18 protein-coding genes are annotated in these 17,497 nt (G+C 67.9%); 4 read left to right on the top strand and 14 right to left on the bottom strand.

What is annotated here, in order from left to right:
* Position 1 precedes the first annotated feature (1 nt).
* Complete coding sequence (locus tag AACZ75_RS08590; RefSeq protein ID WP_339872432.1) at positions 2–1,072, bottom strand: helix-turn-helix domain-containing protein; 1,071 nt, start codon at positions 1,070–1,072, stop codon at positions 2–4.
* A 228-nt stretch (positions 1,073–1,300) separates the two neighbouring features.
* On the opposite strand from AACZ75_RS08590, the gene AACZ75_RS08585 reads away from it, so the two are divergent.
* Both AACZ75_RS08585 and AACZ75_RS08580 read left to right on the top strand, forming a co-directional pair.
* Positions 1,301–1,636: an autorepressor SdpR family transcription factor gene (locus tag AACZ75_RS08585; RefSeq protein WP_339872431.1), complete on the top strand. Its 336-nt coding sequence runs from the start codon at positions 1,301–1,303 to the stop codon at positions 1,634–1,636.
* Entirely contained in the window at positions 1,633–2,049 is a 417-nt protein-coding gene (locus tag AACZ75_RS08580) for a hypothetical protein (protein WP_339872430.1), read from the top strand. The genes AACZ75_RS08585 and AACZ75_RS08580 overlap by 4 nt, the downstream gene beginning before the upstream one ends.
* An 87-nt stretch (positions 2,050–2,136) precedes the next feature.
* Here the strand turns inward: AACZ75_RS08580 and pnp are convergent, their stop codons facing one another.
* From pnp to rimP, 9 genes are all read right to left on the bottom strand, one after another.
* The gene (gene pnp / locus AACZ75_RS08575) at positions 2,137–4,380 is read right to left on the bottom strand and encodes a polyribonucleotide nucleotidyltransferase (RefSeq protein ID WP_339872429.1); all 2,244 of its coding nucleotides are present in this window, start codon (positions 4,378–4,380) and stop codon (positions 2,137–2,139) included.
* A 249-nt stretch (positions 4,381–4,629) separates the two neighbouring features.
* On the bottom strand, positions 4,630–4,899 hold the full coding sequence (gene rpsO, locus AACZ75_RS08570; RefSeq protein WP_339872428.1) for a 30S ribosomal protein S15: 270 nt from the start codon (positions 4,897–4,899) through the stop codon (positions 4,630–4,632).
* Positions 4,900–4,956: 57 nt separating this feature from the next.
* Entirely contained in the window at positions 4,957–5,886 is a 930-nt protein-coding gene (gene truB, locus AACZ75_RS08565; RefSeq protein ID WP_339872427.1) for a tRNA pseudouridine(55) synthase TruB, read from the bottom strand.
* Positions 5,886–6,407: a 30S ribosome-binding factor RbfA gene (gene rbfA, locus AACZ75_RS08560; RefSeq protein ID WP_339872426.1), complete on the bottom strand. Its 522-nt coding sequence runs from the start codon at positions 6,405–6,407 to the stop codon at positions 5,886–5,888. Before rbfA ends, truB begins: the two co-directional genes overlap by 1 nt.
* A gap of 103 nt (positions 6,408–6,510) precedes the next feature.
* Positions 6,511–7,032, bottom strand: coding sequence for a hypothetical protein (locus AACZ75_RS08555; protein ID WP_339872425.1), 522 nt, complete (start codon positions 7,030–7,032; stop codon positions 6,511–6,513).
* A gap of 78 nt (positions 7,033–7,110) precedes the next feature.
* A complete protein-coding gene (gene infB, locus AACZ75_RS08550; RefSeq protein ID WP_339872424.1) occupies positions 7,111–10,137 on the bottom strand; it encodes a translation initiation factor IF-2 in 3,027 nt (1,008 codons plus the stop codon).
* An 81-nt stretch (positions 10,138–10,218) separates the two neighbouring features.
* Positions 10,219–10,914: an RNA-binding protein gene (locus AACZ75_RS08545; RefSeq protein WP_339872423.1), complete on the bottom strand. Its 696-nt coding sequence runs from the start codon at positions 10,912–10,914 to the stop codon at positions 10,219–10,221.
* Positions 10,915–10,932: 18 nt separating this feature from the next.
* On the bottom strand, positions 10,933–12,684 hold the full coding sequence (gene nusA, locus AACZ75_RS08540; RefSeq protein WP_339872422.1) for a transcription termination factor NusA: 1,752 nt from the start codon (positions 12,682–12,684) through the stop codon (positions 10,933–10,935).
* Positions 12,684–13,331 (bottom strand): ribosome maturation factor RimP, encoded by a 648-nt coding sequence (gene rimP, locus AACZ75_RS08535; protein WP_339872636.1) that lies wholly within the window; start codon positions 13,329–13,331, stop codon positions 12,684–12,686. Before rimP ends, nusA begins: the two co-directional genes overlap by 1 nt.
* A gap of 135 nt (positions 13,332–13,466) precedes the next feature.
* Between rimP and AACZ75_RS08530 the strand changes: the two genes are divergently transcribed.
* Positions 13,467–13,985 (top strand): biotin transporter BioY, encoded by a 519-nt coding sequence (locus tag AACZ75_RS08530; protein WP_339872421.1) that lies wholly within the window; start codon positions 13,467–13,469, stop codon positions 13,983–13,985.
* Here AACZ75_RS08530 and trmB read toward each other — a convergent pair.
* On the bottom strand, positions 13,972–14,685 hold the full coding sequence (trmB, locus tag AACZ75_RS08525) for a tRNA (guanosine(46)-N7)-methyltransferase TrmB (protein ID WP_339872420.1): 714 nt from the start codon (positions 14,683–14,685) through the stop codon (positions 13,972–13,974). The genes AACZ75_RS08530 and trmB overlap by 14 nt on opposite strands.
* A gap of 90 nt (positions 14,686–14,775) precedes the next feature.
* Here trmB and AACZ75_RS08520 point away from each other — a divergent pair, with 90 nt between their 5' ends.
* Entirely contained in the window at positions 14,776–15,012 is a 237-nt protein-coding gene (locus AACZ75_RS08520) for a hypothetical protein (RefSeq protein WP_339872419.1), read from the top strand.
* On the opposite strand, the gene metK is transcribed toward AACZ75_RS08520, so the two are convergent.
* From metK to AACZ75_RS08505, 3 genes are all read right to left on the bottom strand, one after another.
* Positions 15,009–16,202, bottom strand: coding sequence for a methionine adenosyltransferase (metK, locus tag AACZ75_RS08515; RefSeq protein ID WP_339872418.1), 1,194 nt, complete (start codon positions 16,200–16,202; stop codon positions 15,009–15,011). The two genes, AACZ75_RS08520 and metK, sit on opposite strands and share 4 nt — an antisense overlap.
* Positions 16,203–16,285: 83 nt before the next feature.
* A complete protein-coding gene (locus AACZ75_RS08510) occupies positions 16,286–16,741 on the bottom strand; it encodes a hypothetical protein (protein ID WP_339872417.1) in 456 nt (151 codons plus the stop codon).
* Between the two features lie 177 nt (positions 16,742–16,918).
* Positions 16,919–17,167 carry a hypothetical protein gene (locus tag AACZ75_RS08505; RefSeq protein ID WP_339872416.1) on the bottom strand — a complete coding sequence of 83 codons (249 nt, stop codon included), beginning with the start codon at positions 17,165–17,167 and terminating at the stop codon, positions 16,919–16,921.
* Positions 17,168–17,497 lie beyond the last annotated feature (330 nt).

Here is a 17,497-nt window from a genome sequence, read left to right as displayed (position 1 = left end):
CTCAGCCGAGGCCGCGGGGCCGTAACCAGTCCAGGATGACTTCGTGTGCGGCCCGGTCGTAGACGCCCGACGTTCCGGACAGGGCGTTCTGGCCCGGATCGGCCCGGATCCAGCGCGGGACTCCGTCGGGCCGGAAGCCGAAACGCTCGCGGAAGGCCCGGACGAACGCGGTCTCGCCGGAAAAGCCATGCTGGGTCGCGATCTCGGCGAGCGGCGGCAGGGTGGCCTGATGCATACGGATGGCGACATAGGCGCGATCCAGCCGCCGGTTGAGAATACAGGCCTGGACGCCGCCGGTCGATTCGAAGGCGCGGTACAGGCTGCTGCGCGAGACCCCCAGCGAGCAGGCGATCCATGCGGTCTCGATCGGTCCCTGGGACAGAAGGGCGTCGATCAGGCGCAGGGCGCGCTGGCGAATGGTGCGATGGATCGCTTCGGTCTGCAGCGGGGTCACGAGGCCTGTCTTGCCCAGTAAGCGTTCGGCGATGACGAAGGTCGCCTCGATGGCGGCCACCCCTTCGTCCTCGGACAGGTCGCCGGCGACGTCGCACAGCGTGCGCAGGTGCGAGCTGACCAGCTGTCCGCCGGCGCCGGTTGAGGGCAGAACCAGGCCGTGCAGACCCCGCCCCGCCAGCCAGGACGGCAGGCTGCTGCGCGGGACCATGAGGTTGATGACGTCGATTCCGTCGGTCCGCGAGGCCGAGGGACGGGCCAGGTCCCGGAACTGCACCGACCCGGCCGCCGCATCCACATTGCGGCCGTCGCAATCCCCGACCGTGCGGGTCTGGTTCAGGATGACGCTGATATGGTCGATGCCCGAACGACCGATCTGGCCCGGACCCCGGGTCAGGGTCTGGGGCACGGACAGGGCCCGGGCGACCGATCCGGTGCCGAAACCGTAGGCGGTGGTCTGACTGCTGAAACCGGTGGCCCCGGCGGCGGCGACCTCCGAGACGTCATAGAGGTCGGCGATCGATTGCCGGTAGCCGTCGAAGGCATCGGAACGCCCGTCGGATGACAGGGACCAGGCGACACTGACCGGACCAGACCGGGAGCCGGATTTTTCGCCCAAGAGGACACGCTGTACTAACCGGCCGCCGATACCAGCCACCTCTTCTATTGCAGATATATCGGCGTTGGAGAACTGGAATATTCACGGCCACCGTTGGCGGAAATCTCTCCGATTTCAGCGACTTTTCCGCCCGGGACGGATCGCGTCCGCGGCCCCGGAAACGCAGGGGTCGGACGGCCCGGCGAACGCGCGCTTGACAATGTTAGATACTTAGCTAATCATTGATACATGAACCGGGTATTCAAGGCATTGGCTGATCCGACGCGCCGCAGGGTGCTGGAGTTGTTGCGGGCGCAGCCCATGACGGCCGGGGCCCTGTGCGACCATTTTCCGGTCTCGAAGCCGACCATGTCGGCCCATTTCGCCGTGCTGCGCGAGGCCGATCTGGTCGACAGCCGCAAACAGGGCACGACCGTCACCTACCGGCTCAAATTGTCGGTGCTGGAGGAGGCCCTGCTGGGCTTCTCCCAGTCCTTCGGCATCGGGGCCGGTGCCGCGACCGGCACGGCCGACCCCGATCCGGCACCCCGGCGCACCAAACCCAGCAAAGGACCCCTCGCATGACTCTCAAGACCCTGTTTCCCGCCCTGATCCTCGCCGGTCTGCTGCTGGCCCTGGCCGCCGGCCTGAGACTCGCCGAAGGCAATGGCCTGATCGACGGCGAGACCGCCCGTCGCGGGGTCCAGGTGGCCATCGGCCTGATCCTGGCCGGTTTCGCCAACCGGATGCCCAAACAGATCCGTCGCTGGCGCGGCGCCGCGGCCGACGCCCGTGAACAGCGGGCCCTGCGGGTCGGGGGCTGGTCCCTGACCCTGGCCGGCCTGGTTCATGCGGCGCTGTGGGCCTTCGCCCCGTTGGCCGTCGCCGACACCCTGGCCATGGCGGTGGTGGCCACGGCGACCCTGATCACGCTCGGCTATGCCCTTTGGGCCATGGTCCTGTGCCGCGCCGCCGATACCGGATCCGCGCACTCCTGACCCGGTCCGTCGTCGCGCATGAAAAAGGCCCCGCCGTCGCCGGCGGGGCCTTCATCAATTCAGACCGGATACCGGCCCGGTCGGCATCTAGTCGCGACGCGGACGGCTGCGACCACGGTCACCGCCGCCACCGCCGCCTTCACGCTTGCGGCCACCGCCGCCGGTGTCCTCGGTCAGCGCCGGTTCGCCACGCTCGGCGCGGTCGGCGTTGATCTTGTCGGTAAGGTCCTCACCGGTCGTCTGGTCGACGACCTTCATCGACAGCTTGGTCTTGCCGCGATCGTCGAAGCCGAGGAATTTGACTTTGACGTCCTGGCCTTCGGTCAGGACGTCAGCCGGGTTGGCGACGCGCTCCAGGGCGATCTGGGACACGTGGACCAGGCCGTCCTTGGCCCCGAAGAAATTCACAAAGGCCCCGAAGTCGACGACCTTCACGACCTTGCCGGAATAGATGGTGCCGGGCTCGGGCTCGGACACGATCGACGAGATCCAGGCCTTGGCGGCGTCGATCTTTTCCTGGTCCGAGGCGGCGATCTTGACGGTGCCGTCGTCCTCGATGTTGACCTTGGCACCGGTCTTTTCGACGATCTCGCGGATGATCTTGCCGCCGGTGCCGATGATGTCGCGGATCTTGTCGGTCGGAACCTTGATCGACTCGATCTTGGGCGCGTACTCGCCCAGCTCGGTGCGGGCACCGTCGATGGCCTTGTCCATCTCGTCGAGGATGTGCAGACGGCCGGCCGAAGCCTGGGCGATCGCCTTGCGCATGATCTCTTCGGTGATGCCCGCGACCTTGATGTCCATCTGCAGGCTGGTGATGCCTTCGCGCGTGCCGGCCACCTTGAAGTCCATGTCGCCGAGGTGATCTTCGTCACCCAGGATGTCGGACAGGATGGCGAACTCGCCGGAGGGCTCGAGGATCAGGCCCATGGCGATGCCGGAGACCGGACGCACCAGCGGCACGCCGGCATCCATCAGCGCCAGAGAGGCCCCGCAGACCGTGGCCATCGAGGACGAACCGTTGGACTCGGTGATCTCGGACACCAGGCGGATGGTGTAGGGGAAGTCTTCCGAGGTCGGCAGCATCGGACGGATCGCCCGCCAGGCCAGCTTGCCGTGACCGATTTCCCGACGTCCCGCGCCGCCCATCCGACCGGTCTCGCCGACCGAATAGGGAGGGAAGTTGTAGTGCAGGAGGAATTTCTCCTTGTAGGTCCCGGCCAGGGCGTCGACGTATTGCTCGTCCTCGCCGGTGCCCAGGGTGGCGACCACGATGGCCTGGGTCTCACCGCGGGTGAACAGGGCCGAACCGTGGGTCCGCGGGAAGACGCCGACTTCCGAGACGATCGAACGCACCTTGTCGAGGGCACGGCCGTCGACGCGGTGGCTGTTGTCGATGATGTCGCGACGCAGGACGTTGGCTTCACATTCCTTGAAGGCCACGCCGAACCGCGAGGCGTCGACGCCGTCGGGGTTCTCGTCGGTCTTCACCAGGGCGGCGGAGGCCTTCTTCTTGGCCGCGCCGACCGCTTCGTGACGGGCGTGCTTGGCGACGTGGGTGTAGGCGGCCTTGATGTCCTCGCCGACCAGCTTCTTGATGTCGGTGACGATGGCGGAGACGTCGTCGGCCTGGAAGTCGAAGGGCTCCTTGGCGGCGTGCTCGGCCAGGTCGATGATCGCGTCGATCACCGGCTGCATGCCGCGATGCGCGAACATCAGGGCGTTGAGCATGATGTCTTCCGAGAGTTCCTTGGCCTCGGACTCCACCATCATCAGGGCGTCCTGGGTGCCGGCGACGACGAGGTCGAGCTGGCTGTCCGGAAGCTGGTCGAGGGTCGGGTTGAGGACGAACTCACCGTCGACATAGCCGACGCGGGCCGCGCCGATCGGACCCATGAACGGGACGCCCGAGATGGTCAGGGCGGCCGAGGCGGCGATCATGCCCAGCACGTCCGGATCGTTTTCCATGTCGTGCTGCAGCACGGTGATGACGACCTGGGTCTCGTTCTTGAAACCCTTGACGAACAGCGGGCGGATCGGCCGGTCGATCAGGCGGGAGACCAGGGTCTCCTTCTCGGTCGGGCGACCTTCACGCTTGAAATAGCCACCCGGGATCTTGCCGGCGGCGAAGGTTTTTTCCTGGTAGTTGACGGTCAGGGGGAAGAAGTCGAGACCGGGCTTGGGCGCGCGGCCGTAGACGACCGTGGCGAGCACAACGGTCTCGCCGTAGGTGGCCAGAACGGCACCGTCGGCCTGGCGGGCGATACGGCCCGTCTCCAGCGTCAGCGGGCGGCCGGCCCAGTCGATCGTCTTGCGTTTGATATCGAACATGTTTTGTCTTTCGTCGTCCCGCGGGCGGATTCCGCGCGGGGTCCCATAATCGGGTGGAGCGTCGGGCGTTCAGTCCTTCGATCCGGAGGTCGCCGCGCCATCGCGGAAGACCCTGGAGTAAAAGAGGACCGGTCTGGCCCTCGCGTCATGCGCCGATACGTCCGGCGGCGCGCCGGTACTTAGGTGCGGAACGAGGCGCGGACGTGACCGTCGCGCGCCTCGAGAATGACTTCCGCGGAAAACCGGGGCCTAGCGGCGCAGGTTCAGCTTGCCGATCAGGGCGGTGTAACGCTCGCGATCGACCTTGGTCAGGTGGTCAAGAAGGCGACGACGCTGCGAGACCATCTTGAGCAGGCCGCGGCGCGAGTGGTTGTCCTTCTTGTGGGTCTTGAAGTGCTCGGTCAGGTTGGCGATGCGCTCGGTGAGGATCGCGACCTGGACTTCGGCGGAGCCGGTGTCGCCCGAGGTGCGGGCGTTGTCGGCGATAACTTCGCCCTTGCGTTCAGCAGTAATCGACATCGGGTGGCTCCTTGATGGGCCTGTCGCGCGGCGCGCTACTGGTGGCGGGCGGGCAGGCTAGAGGTTAAAGACGCGGTCGGGTTCAAGCCGACCGGCCCGCATCTCGCAGAGCGCCACGAGCGTCTGGCCCTGAAAGGCGGAAACGGTTCTTGAGCCCTCCCGAAGGCGGCTCTTGAGTGTTTCGACCTGTCTGGGGAGCAGTACGATCGGCCGTCCCTGCCGAAGCGAGAAGGCATCTTGATCCGTAACGGCCAGCTCCGGGATGTCGTCCAGGGCGGTCGCCACGGGAAGAAGACCTTCCAAGGCGGCGTCCCTATGCACCAGATCGGCGAGAATATCCAGTGTCACGGCGTTATCGGTCGAGAACGGCCCGACCCGCTCGCGGCGCAGGGCCGAAACATGCCCCTCGGCCCCCAGCATCAGGGCCAGATCGCGCGCCAGGGAGCGGACATAGACGCCCTTGCCGGTGCGGATGGTGATCTCGACATGGTCGGCGTCGGGACTGGCGGAGACGGCCGCCTCATGGATGGTGACGCGGCGGCTGGCCAGTTCAAATTCGGCCCCGTCCCGGGCCAGGTCATAGGCACGCTGGCCGTCGACCTTGATGGCCGAAAAACGCGGCGGGGTCTGGTCGATCTCGCCGACGAAACCCGGCAGGGCCGCACGCACGGATTCGACCGACGGGCGCACGTCCGACCGGCCGATGATCTCGCCTTCGCGGTCGACACTGGCGGTCGAAACGCCCCAGTTGATCGTGAAGCGATAGATCTTCTGCGCCTCCATCATCTGGGACACGGTCTTGGTCGCCTCGCCCAGCGCAATCGGCAGGATGCCGCTGGCCAGGGGGTCGAGCGTACCGGCGTGACCGGCCTTCTGGGCGTTGAACAGGCGGCGAACCTTCGAGACGGCCTCGGTCGAGCCCATGCCGAACGGCTTGTCGAGACAGACCCAGCCGTGGATGGGATCGCCCTTCTTCTGGCGACCCATCAGGAGCCTTCCCTTGGCCCTGACGCGCTGCGCGCCGCTTGAGGGCCGGGATCCGGAGCGTCGTTCTCGTCGTCCTCGACCGGGACGCGGAAGACGTCGGCCTGGACGCGGGGGTTGTCGAGGATCCGGTTCAGCCGCTCGGCGGCGGCAAAGCTGACGTCGTGACGGAAGCGCAGGTCGGGGGTGAAACGCATCTCGATATGCCGACCCAGGGCTCCGCGCAGGAATTTGGCATGGACGTTCAGCGCCTTGACGATCTCATCGACATGGCCCGCGACAGGGTCGGTCTCGATCCCCGCTCCGAGCGGTTCGACGAAACAGGTGGCGTGCTTCAGGTCCGGCGACAGCCGCACCTCGGTGACGGTGATCGAGACGCCGGTCAGGGCCGGGTCGCGGATTTCGTTCTCGCGCATCACCTCGACGAGGGCATGGCGGATCATTTCCGAGGCGCGCAGCTGGCGCTGACTGACGGTGCCGGCCTTGGCGGCGGGCTTGGCACCCTTGGGCTTGCGGTTACTCATGTGAGGTCCTCCACGCTCGCCGGGGATCGGACCCGGACGGAAAAGCGAAGGGGCGGGGTCTAGTCCTGACCGACCGCCCTGTCCAGTTGCGTGCCCGGATCGGCTAGCGACTGGTCGGCGGCGGGGGCGGTTCGTCGAGGCCGGGCCCGGCCGGCGGCATCGACCACTCACCGCGCCAGTTGTAGGCCAGTCGCACGCAGTGGCGCAGGGTTCCGTCCGACCAGCGGCCGACCGCATGGAGTTCGAGCGGGCGGGCCAGCCGCACGCGCCCGATCGCCAGCCAGGTCTCCTCGGCCCCCGGGCACAGGGCCCGGCTGAGGCCACGGCCGTCGCCGACCGGAGCGATGCTGTAGATGTTCGGCGCGGTGACACCCTCGGGCAGGGCGTCGCGCACGCGCTCAGGCCCGCCACGGCGGATTTCGGCCGAGCCGCGCTGGCTCGTGGAGATCAGTCGGCGCACGCTGATGGATCCGAACAGGCTGCGCTCGACCTCGAGGGTCACGCCCCGGGTCAGCGCCTGGGTCAGCCGATCGGCGGCGTCATAGGCGAGATAGCGGGTGTCGCCGGCGGCCGCGGGGCCGGCCGGGACCGCGAGGAGCAGGGCAAGGATCAGCAGGGGACGCATGACAGCATCATCCGGTCCGGTTGCGGCGGAAGTCGGGCGTAGCCTCCCCGCCGCGCGGCGACGGGGAGGCGGGCCGGATTACAGCGTGCGCTGGATCTCTTCGACGGTGAAGCACTCGATGTAGTCGCCGGCCTTGATGTCGTGGAAGCCCTGGAAATGCATACCGCACTCCTGGCCCGCCGGGACCTCGTTGACCTCGTCCTTGAAGCGCTTGAGCGTTGCCAGCGTGCCCAGTTCCAGAACCACCACGTCGTCGCGGATGATCCGGACCTTGGCCCCCTTGCGAACCACGCCCTCCGACACCCGGCAACCGGCGATCTTGCCGGTCTTGGAGATGTCGAACACCTGCAGCACGGCGGCATTGCCGAGGAAGGTTTCGCGCTGGAGCGGGGCCAGCATGCCCGAGAGCACGCCTTTGATGTCGTCCAGCAGGTCGTAGATGATCGAATAGTAGCGGATTTCCACGCCCTCACGCTCGGCCAGTTCGCGGGCCTGTTTCGAGGCACGGACGTTGAAGCCGAGGATGGGCGCACCGGCCGACTTGGCCAGCTGGACATCGCTTTCGGTGATACCGCCGGCACCGGACATGATGGTGCGGGCCCGGACCTCGTCGTTGCCCATCTTGTCGAGCGAACCGACGATGGCCTCGGCCGAACCCTGGACGTCGGCCTTGATGAGGACCGGCAGTTCCGAGACCTTCTTGGACTGGAGCTTGGACATCATGTCGACCAGCGACACCTGGTTGATACCGCCGGTGGCCTTGTCGCGACGCAGACGGTCACGATAGTCGGTCAGTTCACGGGCACGGGCCTCGGATTCGACCACGGCGAAGGGTTCGCCGGGGCCGGGAGCCTCGTCGAGGCCGAGGATCTCGACCGGAATGGCGGGACCCGCCGCGTCCAGCTGTTCGCCGCGCTCGTTGAGCAGGGCGCGAACCTTGCCCCAGGCGGAGCCGGCCACGACGATGTCGCCGCGCTTCAGCGTGCCGCGCTTGACCAGGACGGTGCCGACCGGGCCGCGGCCCTTGTCGAGCTTGGATTCGATGACCACGCCTTCTGCCGAACGCTCCGGATTGGCGCGCAGGTCCATCATTTCCGCCTGGACCAGGATGGCCTCGATCAGACCGTCCAGATTGGTGCGGTTCTTGGCCGAGACCTCGATGATCTGGGTGTCGCCACCCAGGCTCTCGGAGATGACCTCGTGCTGCAGCAGCTCGTTGATGACCTTCTGCGAATTGGCGTCCGGCTTGTCGATCTTGTTGACGGCCACGATCATCGGAGCCCCGGCCGCCTTGGCGTGCTGGATGGCCTCGATAGTCTGGGGCATGACGCCGTCGTCGGCGGCCACGACCAGGACCACGATGTCGGTGACGTGAGCCCCGCGGGCCCGCATGGCGCTGAACGCCGCGTGACCCGGGGTGTCGAGGAAGGTGACGCGGGCGTCGTTGGGCAGACGGACCTGATAGGCCCCGATGTGCTGGGTGATGCCACCGGCCTCGCCCGAAGCGACGTCGGTGGTGCGCAGGGCGTCCAGCAGCGAGGTCTTGCCGTGGTCGACGTGACCCATGATGGCCACGACTGGGGCGCGCGGCGTGGTCGCCCCGCTGTCATCGTCGGGCGCGAGGAAGCCGGTCTCGACGTCGCTTTCCGAGACGCGACGCACGGTCATGCCGAACTCGTCGGCCACCAGTTCGGCGGTATCGGTGTCGATGACGTCGGTGATCTTCACCATCAGACCCTGACGCATCAGGAATTTGACGATGTCGACACCGCGCACGGCCATCCGGTTGGCCAGATCGCCGACGGTGATGATGTCGGGAATGACGACTTCACGCGGACGGTTCGGCGCATCGGTGGAGCCACCCTTGCGCTTTTCCTTCTCGCGTTCGCGGGCGCGGCGGACCGAAGCCAGCGACCGCATGCGCTCGGCGGTATCGCCGTCACCGGCCAGGGCCTGGATGGTCAGGCGGCCTTCGCGGCGCTTGGGCTCGCCGCGTGTGCGGCTGACAGCCTTGCCGGCGTCGGAGAAGCGCTTGTCGCGGTCGTCCTCGGGCCGGATCGGACGGCCGAAGCCGCCACCGGGCGCGCGACTGGGACGGGCGACCTCGGGCGTCGACGGCGGCTGGTTGGCACCGCGCGGACCGGCGGCACCCGGGCGGGCGGCTCCGGGACGGGTGGCACCGGGTGCCGGACGCGGCGTCAGGGCAGAATAGCGGACCGGTTCGGCCGGCCGTCCGGCCGCACCCTGCGGGCGGGCCGTCTGGGGACGGTCGGAATAGGCGCGTTCACCGCCGCCCATGGCTTCCTCACGGGCCGAGCGACCGCCGAAGGCGGGGCGGTCGGCGGCGGCGGCCGGGGCCCGGGTCGGGGCCTTGGGCACGCGCTTGCCGAAATTGACCACCGGACGGGCCGGCGGGGCCGGGCGGGCCGGGGCGGCGGGGGTCTCGACAACCGGCGCGGCGGCGACCGGTGCCGGCGCGGCCGGAGCCTCGGCGGTCGGAGCGGCGGGCTCGGCCTTGGCCGGGACCGGAGCCTTGGGCGCACGGGCCGGAGCCTTGGCGGCCGGAGCCAATTTGGCGGCCTCGGCGCGCGCGGTCTCGGCGGCGGCCCGGGCGGCGGCGGCATCGGCCTGGGCGGCGGCGGCGGCCTTTTCGGTCGCGGACGCCTGTTCGCGCGCCGCGGCGTCGCGGCGGGCCTGTTCGGCGGCGGCGGCCTTGGCCCGTTCGGCCTGGGCCTTGGTGGCCAGTTCAATGGCGCGGCGGCGGGCTTCCTGCTCCTCGGTCGACAGGCTGCCGCCAGCGGGTTGGGCGGCCGTCGGACGCGGGGCCTGGGGGGCCGGAGTTTCGGGGCGCGGACGGGCGACGTCAAAGCCCTGCGGGCGTTGATGTCCGGGCGTTGCCCCGGGGCGTCGCTTGGTCTCGACCACGACCGTCTTGGTCCGGCCGTGACTGAAGCTCTGGCGCACGGTGCCGGTCGAGACCGAGCCCGTCGGGCGCGGCTTCAGGCTCAGCGGCGCACGGGGGCCCGTCTGGGACGGCGTCGTGCCGCCCGCTGCCGGGGTGCCCGGGTCCTGGCCTTCGTTGGTCTTGTCGTTCTCGTCGCTCATCCGGTCGCTTTACTCGGGGCGGAGAATCCCGCCATCGTCTCGTTCAAACACAAATAGCCGCGCGTGGCCCCACCTCCCCGTTCAGGAGGCGGAACCCCGCCCGTCAAAACCCATTCCGGGGGCTTCATCCGATCCGTCCCCGGTCTCGAGTCCAGGGCGTTCCTGGAGCCAGTCCCGAGGGTGGAGCGGTCGAAATCCCGCCAGTCGCTCGACCTCTACGGTCCAGCGATCGGCCCGCCCGCCCGCAAGCAGGACGGCGTGTATCGCATTTTCCAGCCCAAGGGCCAAACTCAAATCGTCCGCACTGAAGGTGCCGCAGACTTTGGGTGGCGGTTGCTGGTGCCGGGCGAGGCCCAGAAGCTTGCCGCGACCGTCCTGTGAACCGTCGCTCGCCTCGATCAGCCAGGCGGCCTTGCCGGCACGGATCGCCGCTGCCGACTTCTCGAACCCAGAGATAAGCACGCCTTCGCGTCGGGCAAGGCCCAGCTGGTCGAGAACCCGACGCACCAGCAGGGCCTCGACGGTGTCCGCGAGGTCGGTGGCCGGCCTGAGCGGGGCCTTGGCGGCCCGCGAAAACAGGTTTTTCCGGACTGCGGTCTCGACCGAGGCCCGGTCGGCGGCGACCCAGAGGCCGCGGCCGGGCAGTTTGCGACCCAGGTCGGGGGCGACCGAGCCGTCCGGGGCGGCGACGAAGCGGATCAGACGAGATTCTTCCATGACCTGGTGCGTGACCAGGTCGCGGCGTTCCCTATCGATCGTTGCGTCGCGCAATCCCATGAACGGCCCGGCGTCCCATCACGCGTCGCTGGGGGTTTCGGGGTCCCCGGCGGGGACCTCCGTCTCGAGATCGTCGTCCGCGTCGCCGTCAGCCTCGGCCGGGGCGTCGAACACGGCCTCGGCGTCGAGAACAGCGTCTTCGCCGGCCTCTTCGTACTCCGGCTCGGGTTCCGGCTGCGGCAGTTCCGAGGCGTCGATCCAGCCGGCGGCCACGCGGGCCTGGAGGATCAGCATTTCGGCATCCGCCTGGGCCAGGTTGAAGCTTTCCAGCACGCCGGGCAGTTTGATCCGCTCGCCGTCCTTGATGTCGAAGCCGCCGCGGATTTCGTCGGTGGCCAGGTCGGCCAGGTCGTCGACCGTCTTCACGCCACCCTCGCCGAGGGCCACGGCCATCGGCAGACTCACGCCCGGAACCTGCAGCACGGCGTCCTCGACCCCGAGCTCGATACGCCTGGCGTCCAGCACGGCGGCCTGTTTGGCCAGATAGTCGGCGGCGCGGGCCTGGAGTTCCTCGGCCGTGTCCTCGTCGAAGCCTTCGATCTCGGAGATTTCATAGGCCTCCACGAAGGCCAGGTCCTCGACCGTGGCGAAGCCTTCGGTGACCAGCAGCTGGGCGATGACCTCGTCGACGTCGAGGGCCTCCTGGAACAGCTGGGTCCGTTCGGCGAACTCGCGTTGGCGACGCTCGGAGTCCTGGGACTCGGTGATGATGTCGATCTGCCAGCCGGTCAGCTGCGAGGCGAGGCGCACGTTCTGGCCGCGACGGCCGATGGCCAGCGACAGCTGCTCATCGGGCACGACGACCTCGACGCGGTCGGCTTCCTCGTCCAGCACGACCTTGGAGACCTCGGCCGGGGCCAGGGCGTTGACGATGAAGGTCGGCTCGTCCGGGTTCCACTGGATGATGTCGATCTTCTCGCCCTGCAGTTCGGCGACGACGGCCTGGACGCGCGAACCGCGCATACCGACGCAGGCCCCGACCGGATCGATCGAGGAGTCGTTGGACAGGACGGCCATCTTGGCGCGCGAGCCGGCGTCGCGCGCGGCGGCGCGGATCTCGATGACGCCGTCGTAGACTTCGGGCACTTCCTGGGCGAACAGCTTGGCCATGAAGCCCGGATGGGCGCGCGACAGCATGACCTGCGGACCCTTGGCCTCGGCGCGGACGTCGTAGATGTAGGTGCGGATGCGGTCGCCGATGTTGAACACCTCGCGCGGGATCGAGTCGTTACGGCGCATGATGCCCTCGCCCCGGCCCAGATCGACGATGGTGTTGCCGTATTCGACGCGCTTGACCGTGCCGTTGACGATCTCGCCGACGCGATCCTTGAACTCTTCGTACTGGTTGGCGCGCTCGGCCTCGCGGACCTTGCCGGTCACGACCTGGCGGGCCATCTGGGTCTGGACCCGGCCGAATTCGAACGGCGGCAGGACCTCGACATATTCCTTGCCGACCACGGCCTCGGGGTCGCGCTTCATCGCGTCGGTCAGCCGCACCATGGCGCTGTCGTTGAACTCTTCCAGCTCGTCTTCCGGCTGCCAGTCGTCGGGCACGATGGTGACGTGACGGGTCAGCAGCATTTCGCCGGTCTTGATGTCGATCTTGGCGCGGATGTCGTGGTGCGCCCCGTAGCGCGACTTGGCACCCTTCTGGATCGCTTCCTCGATCGCCTCGACGACGATCTCCTTGTCGATGTTCTTCTCACGCGCGACAGCGTCCGCGATCTGCAGCAGTTCGAGACGGTTGGCGGAAATACCGGTGACGGCCATCAGGCTTTGTCCCTTTTGGTCTTGGTTGTCTTGGGGGAAGGGGTCTTGAGAAAGGTCTTCTTCGGCTGGGCCACGCCGCGTTGCGGCAGGTCCGGGTCGTCGGCCGGGCCACCGCCGGGCTCGTCGGATTCGCCGCGGGCGGCGCGCAGGGCGGCTCCGCGGTTCAGCAGGGCGTCGGTCAGCACCAGCTTGGCGTCATGCAGCCATTCGAACGGCAGCAGGGCGGTATCGTCCTCGCCGTCGAGATCGATGGCGACGGCGTCGCCCTCGGTTCCGGCCAGGATGCCCTTGAAGCGTTTGCGGCCCTCGACCATCCGGTCGGTCTCGATCCGGGCCTCGAAGCCTGCGAACAGGTCGAAATCCTTCAGCCGGGTCAGCGGCCGGTCGACGCCGGGCGAGGAGACTTCCAGCAGGTATTCGCCGGCGATCGGGTCGGCGGCGTCCAGCACCTCGGACACGGCGCGGCTCAGACGGGCGCATTCCTCGACGGCGATGTCATTGTCGACGGCGCGTTCGGCCATGATCTGCAGTCGCCGGCGCAGGGTGCCGCCCATCAGGCGCACGCGCACGATCTCCAGCCCGAGGCTTTCAGCGATCGGGTCGATCATCTCGAGCAGTTTGCGGTCTTCGGGGGTCTTGGCGCGCAAGGCGGGCATTACTCAATAAAAAAGCGGCTGGCCGTCCCCGGGCCGCCGCTGTGAACGACGCCGTTGGACGCCGGTCTAACGATGTGACAGGCGGTATAGAGGGCCTTTCGGACAAATGCAAAGTGGGAGACGCGGATGCGTCGATTGATCGCCGTGGCCGGATTTGTCGCGCTGATGGTGCTCTGCGCCCAGGTGGCGGTGCCCATGGTGCCGGTGCCGATGACGCTGCAGACGTTCGCGGTCCTGCTGGCCGGGGCGGTGCTGGGCGGGACCTGGGGGGCGGTGGCGGTCCTGGTCTATCTGGCCCTGGCGGCGCTGGGCCTGCCGGTGCTTTCGGACGGCACCGGGGGCTGGCAGCGGTTCGCCGGTCCGACCGCCGGCTATCTGTTCGCCTTTCCGGTCGCAGCCTTCATCGCCGGGACCCTGGCTCGCCGTCCGGCGTTCGCGGGCCCGGCGTCCGGGGTCGCCCTGATGATCGGGGCGCATCTACTGATCCTTGGTCTCGGCACCGCTTGGCTGGCGACCCAGGTCGGCGCGGGCCCGGCGATGGCCGCCGGCTTCACGCCCTTCCTGGCCGGAGCCGGGGTCAAGTCAGCGGCCGTGGTGGTTTGCGCCGCCGCCCTGCGCCGGACGGTGTGGTTCAGACGCGACTGAACTCCAGGAAGATCGGCGCGGTGTCGCCCAGTTTCTTTTCCTCGTAGCGGGTGACGACATGGTCGGCGGGCGGGGTCATGGCCCGCTGCGGCCAGTAGCCCTCGCCCGGGTCCATCTCGACCAGGCCGGGCGTGCGCTGCAGCCGCTCCAGGGCCCAGTCGGCGTAGTCGGCCCAGTCGGTGACGAATCGCACCCGGCCGCCGGGCTTCAGCACCCGGGCAAGGACCGCGGCGGTCTCGTCATTGAGCAGGCGGCGCTTGTTGTGGCGCGCCTTGTGCCAGGGATCGGGGAACAGGATCATGACCCGGTCCAGCGCGGCATCGGGCAGGGCGTCCAGCACGTCACGCGCGTCGTCGGCATGGAGGCGGACATTCTTCAGGCCACGCTCGTCGATATGGCGCAGGGCTGAGGCCACGCCGTTGAGAAAGGGCTCGCAGCCGATCATCAGGGTGTCCGGATGGCGGGCGGCCTGTTCGGCGAGATGCTCGCCGCCGCCGAAACCGATCTCCAGCCACACGGCCTTCGCCCCGGGCATCAGGGCGGCGGGATCAAGCGGGCCCGCCTTCGGGTCGGGCACAGCGATGTCCGGCAGCAGGGTATCGAACAGCACCGCCTGTTTCGGCTTGATCGCGCGCGACTTGATGCGGCCGAACGAGCGCAGCGGACGGTCGGTGAATGGATTGTCGGGATCGGTGGCCATGGGGGCTTATAGAAAGGTCTCGAGGTGGACGGGAGCCTTTAAACGACGGGCACGAACCGCCATCTGTCGGTCCGGCACGAAGAAATGACGATGCGCGACCTTGTCGGCTGGACTGCCGGGCTCTTGATGATTGCGGGGGTCATCTGGGCCACGATGGCGGTCACCCGGTCACGGCCGGCCGGAAAACGTCGGGGCGGGCTAGGACTGATAGCCGCCGCCCTGTTCGGATTCGGAGCCGTCCTCGATCCCCCGCAACGCCATGTGGCCGAGGCCAAGGAACCGCCGAAGGGCTCACCGGAGACCGGCGAGCCCGAAATTGACGTCTAGACCAGCGCCTTGAGGCGATCGACCAGGTCGGTCTTTTCCCAGCTGAAACCGCCGTCGGCGTCCGGCGCCCGGCCGAAATGGCCATAGGCCGCGGTGCGGGCATAGATCGGCCGGTTCAGACCCAGGTGCTCGCGGATGGCGCGCGGGGTGGCCCCGCCGATCATTTCGGGAAGCGCCGTCTCCAGCACCGCTTCCGCAACCTTGCCGGTGCCGTGCAGGTCGACGTGGACCGACAGGGGCCTGGACACGCCGATGGCATAGCTGATCTGGATGGTGCAGCGGTCGGCCAGGCCGGCGGCCACGACATTCTTGGCCAGGTAGCGGCAGGCGTAGGCCGCCGAGCGGTCGACCTTGGTCGGGTCCTTGCCGGAGAAGGCCCCGCCGCCGTGGGGGGCCGCGCCGCCGTAGGTGTCGACGATGATCTTGCGCCCGGTGACCCCGGCGTCACCGTCGGGTCCGCCGATCTCGAAGATACCGGTCGGATTGATGTGCCACTCGGTGGCGTCGTCGGTGAAGCCTTCGGGCAGGACCGCCAGGATGTGAGGTTTGACGATGGCCGTGACCTCGGCCGCCGAGAGCCCCGCCGCATGCTGGGTCGACAGCACGATCGAGGTGGCGCGCATGGGCACGCCGTTCTCGTACAGAATGGTCACCTGGCTCTTGGCGTCGGGCTCCAGCTTCGAGCCGCCGGCGTGGCGCACCTCGGCCAGGCGTTTCAGGATGTTGTGGCTGTACTGCAGGGTCGCCGGCATCAGCTCGGGGGTCTCGTTCGAGGCGTAACCGAACATGATGCCCTGGTCGCCCGCGCCTTCATCCTTGTTGCCGGCGGCGTCGACGCCGACGGCGATGTCGGCGGACTGGCCATGCAGGCGGTTGATGAATTCGAAGGTTTCCCAGTGAAAGCCGGTCTGTTCATAGCCGATGTCACGCACCGCGGCGCGCACGGCGGTCTCGATTTCCTGTTCGACGCCCGGGGCCCACTGGCCGTCCTTGCCCATGATGCCGTTGCCGCGGATCTCGCCGGCCAGCACCACCAGATTGGTCGTGGTCAGGGTCTCGCAGGCGACCCGGGCCTCGGGGTCCTTGGACAGGAACAGGTCGACCACGGTGTCGGAGATGCGGTCCGCGACCTTGTCGGGATGACCCTCGGAGACGCTTTCGGAGGTGAAGAGGAATGAGGAACGGGACAAGCAAAGGCTCCTGGTCGGGGGGGACCCATCGGGTATTCCGACAAACATATAAAGATATGCTTATATGTTCAAGCGGGCTGGTGTCAGAGCGGGGCCGGGCGACGGCGTCGCCAGACCGCGGACGCGCTGACGGGAGCCTCGCCGGCCAGAATCCGTTCCACCACGCCACCCAGCAGGCAGAAAAGCGCCAGCATGCCGAGGACCATGATCGCCACAACCCCGGACCGGGTATCAAAGCCCGGCACCAGTGCCGTGCTGAGATAGATCAGCATGACCATGACCTGGAAGGCGGAGGCCACCAGCGGCCACCAGCGTTCCCGCTTCAGCGCCAGCCAGACAAGACCGATCAGGAAGACGAGATCGATCAGGGCTGTAGCCCACATCAGATTGCCGATCCGGTACTGCTGAACCAGGGGGCTGACGAAAAACAGGCACATATACAGCGCCACCCCCGACCGTTCGGTATGTCCACCTCCCAGCCAGGCCAGGGGAAAGATGACCAGGGCGGAGACCAGAAAGGCGGCCGGAAGCGGGTCCATGCAGATTCAGTTCCGGTTCGGCGAACGATCCCTGCCGTTAACGGGAAACGGGATCGATCGGATGAGTGATCTGGCTGACTGTGCGGTCGATTTCGCTGACCTGACGCTGATAGCGGACCAACATCTCGAAGACGCCGACCAGCATCACGGCTCCGAACACGATGATAAGGCTGATGATCAGCAGGCGGAGCGCCCAGCCTCCGGGCGGGGGCCTGTAGCCGAAGCGCCGACCTGGGCCAGCACCCAGGCTGTGCTCAACACCTGGGCCAGCAGATCCGGCGGTGTCGCCGAGATCGCGTCCGAGCGCAGGCCGTTCAGCAGGTGACTGCGCAGCATCTCGAGCTGCTGCGTCTGGTCGAACTGACCCAGGGCCGTTTCCAGGTCGTCCCAGGTCCAGTGTGGCAGGGGATCCGTCATCGGGGGCATGGTGGTCTTCCGTTGGTGAAGGCGCATCAAGCCCCACCTCAGCCAGGTCACCAATGGGGTCCTTTGTAGCCGTTGGTACCTTTGGTCCCAGAAGGGCCAGCGCCGCCTTGCGCCGGTTGACGCCCAGTCGCTGACAGGCGGCGTGGACGTGCTTTTTCACGGTCGCCTCGGAAAGCCCCAGGGCGACGGCGATTTCCTTGTCGGTCCGGTATGTCGTCAGCCGCAGGCATTCTTCCTGTCGCGCGGTCAATGGGGACAACATCGGTCGCCTATCGGGAAGCATGCCAAAGAGGTGAGCCGATCCACAGAACGGCCCGGGCGGAGGGGGAG

Origin of the sequence: uncultured Brevundimonas sp. (assembly GCF_963975535.1) — a bacterium.
Lineage (GTDB): Bacteria > Pseudomonadota > Alphaproteobacteria > Caulobacterales > Caulobacteraceae > Brevundimonas.
The sequence above is the reverse complement of the archived record's forward strand: the minus strand, read 5'-3'. Positions and strand labels throughout refer to the sequence as shown.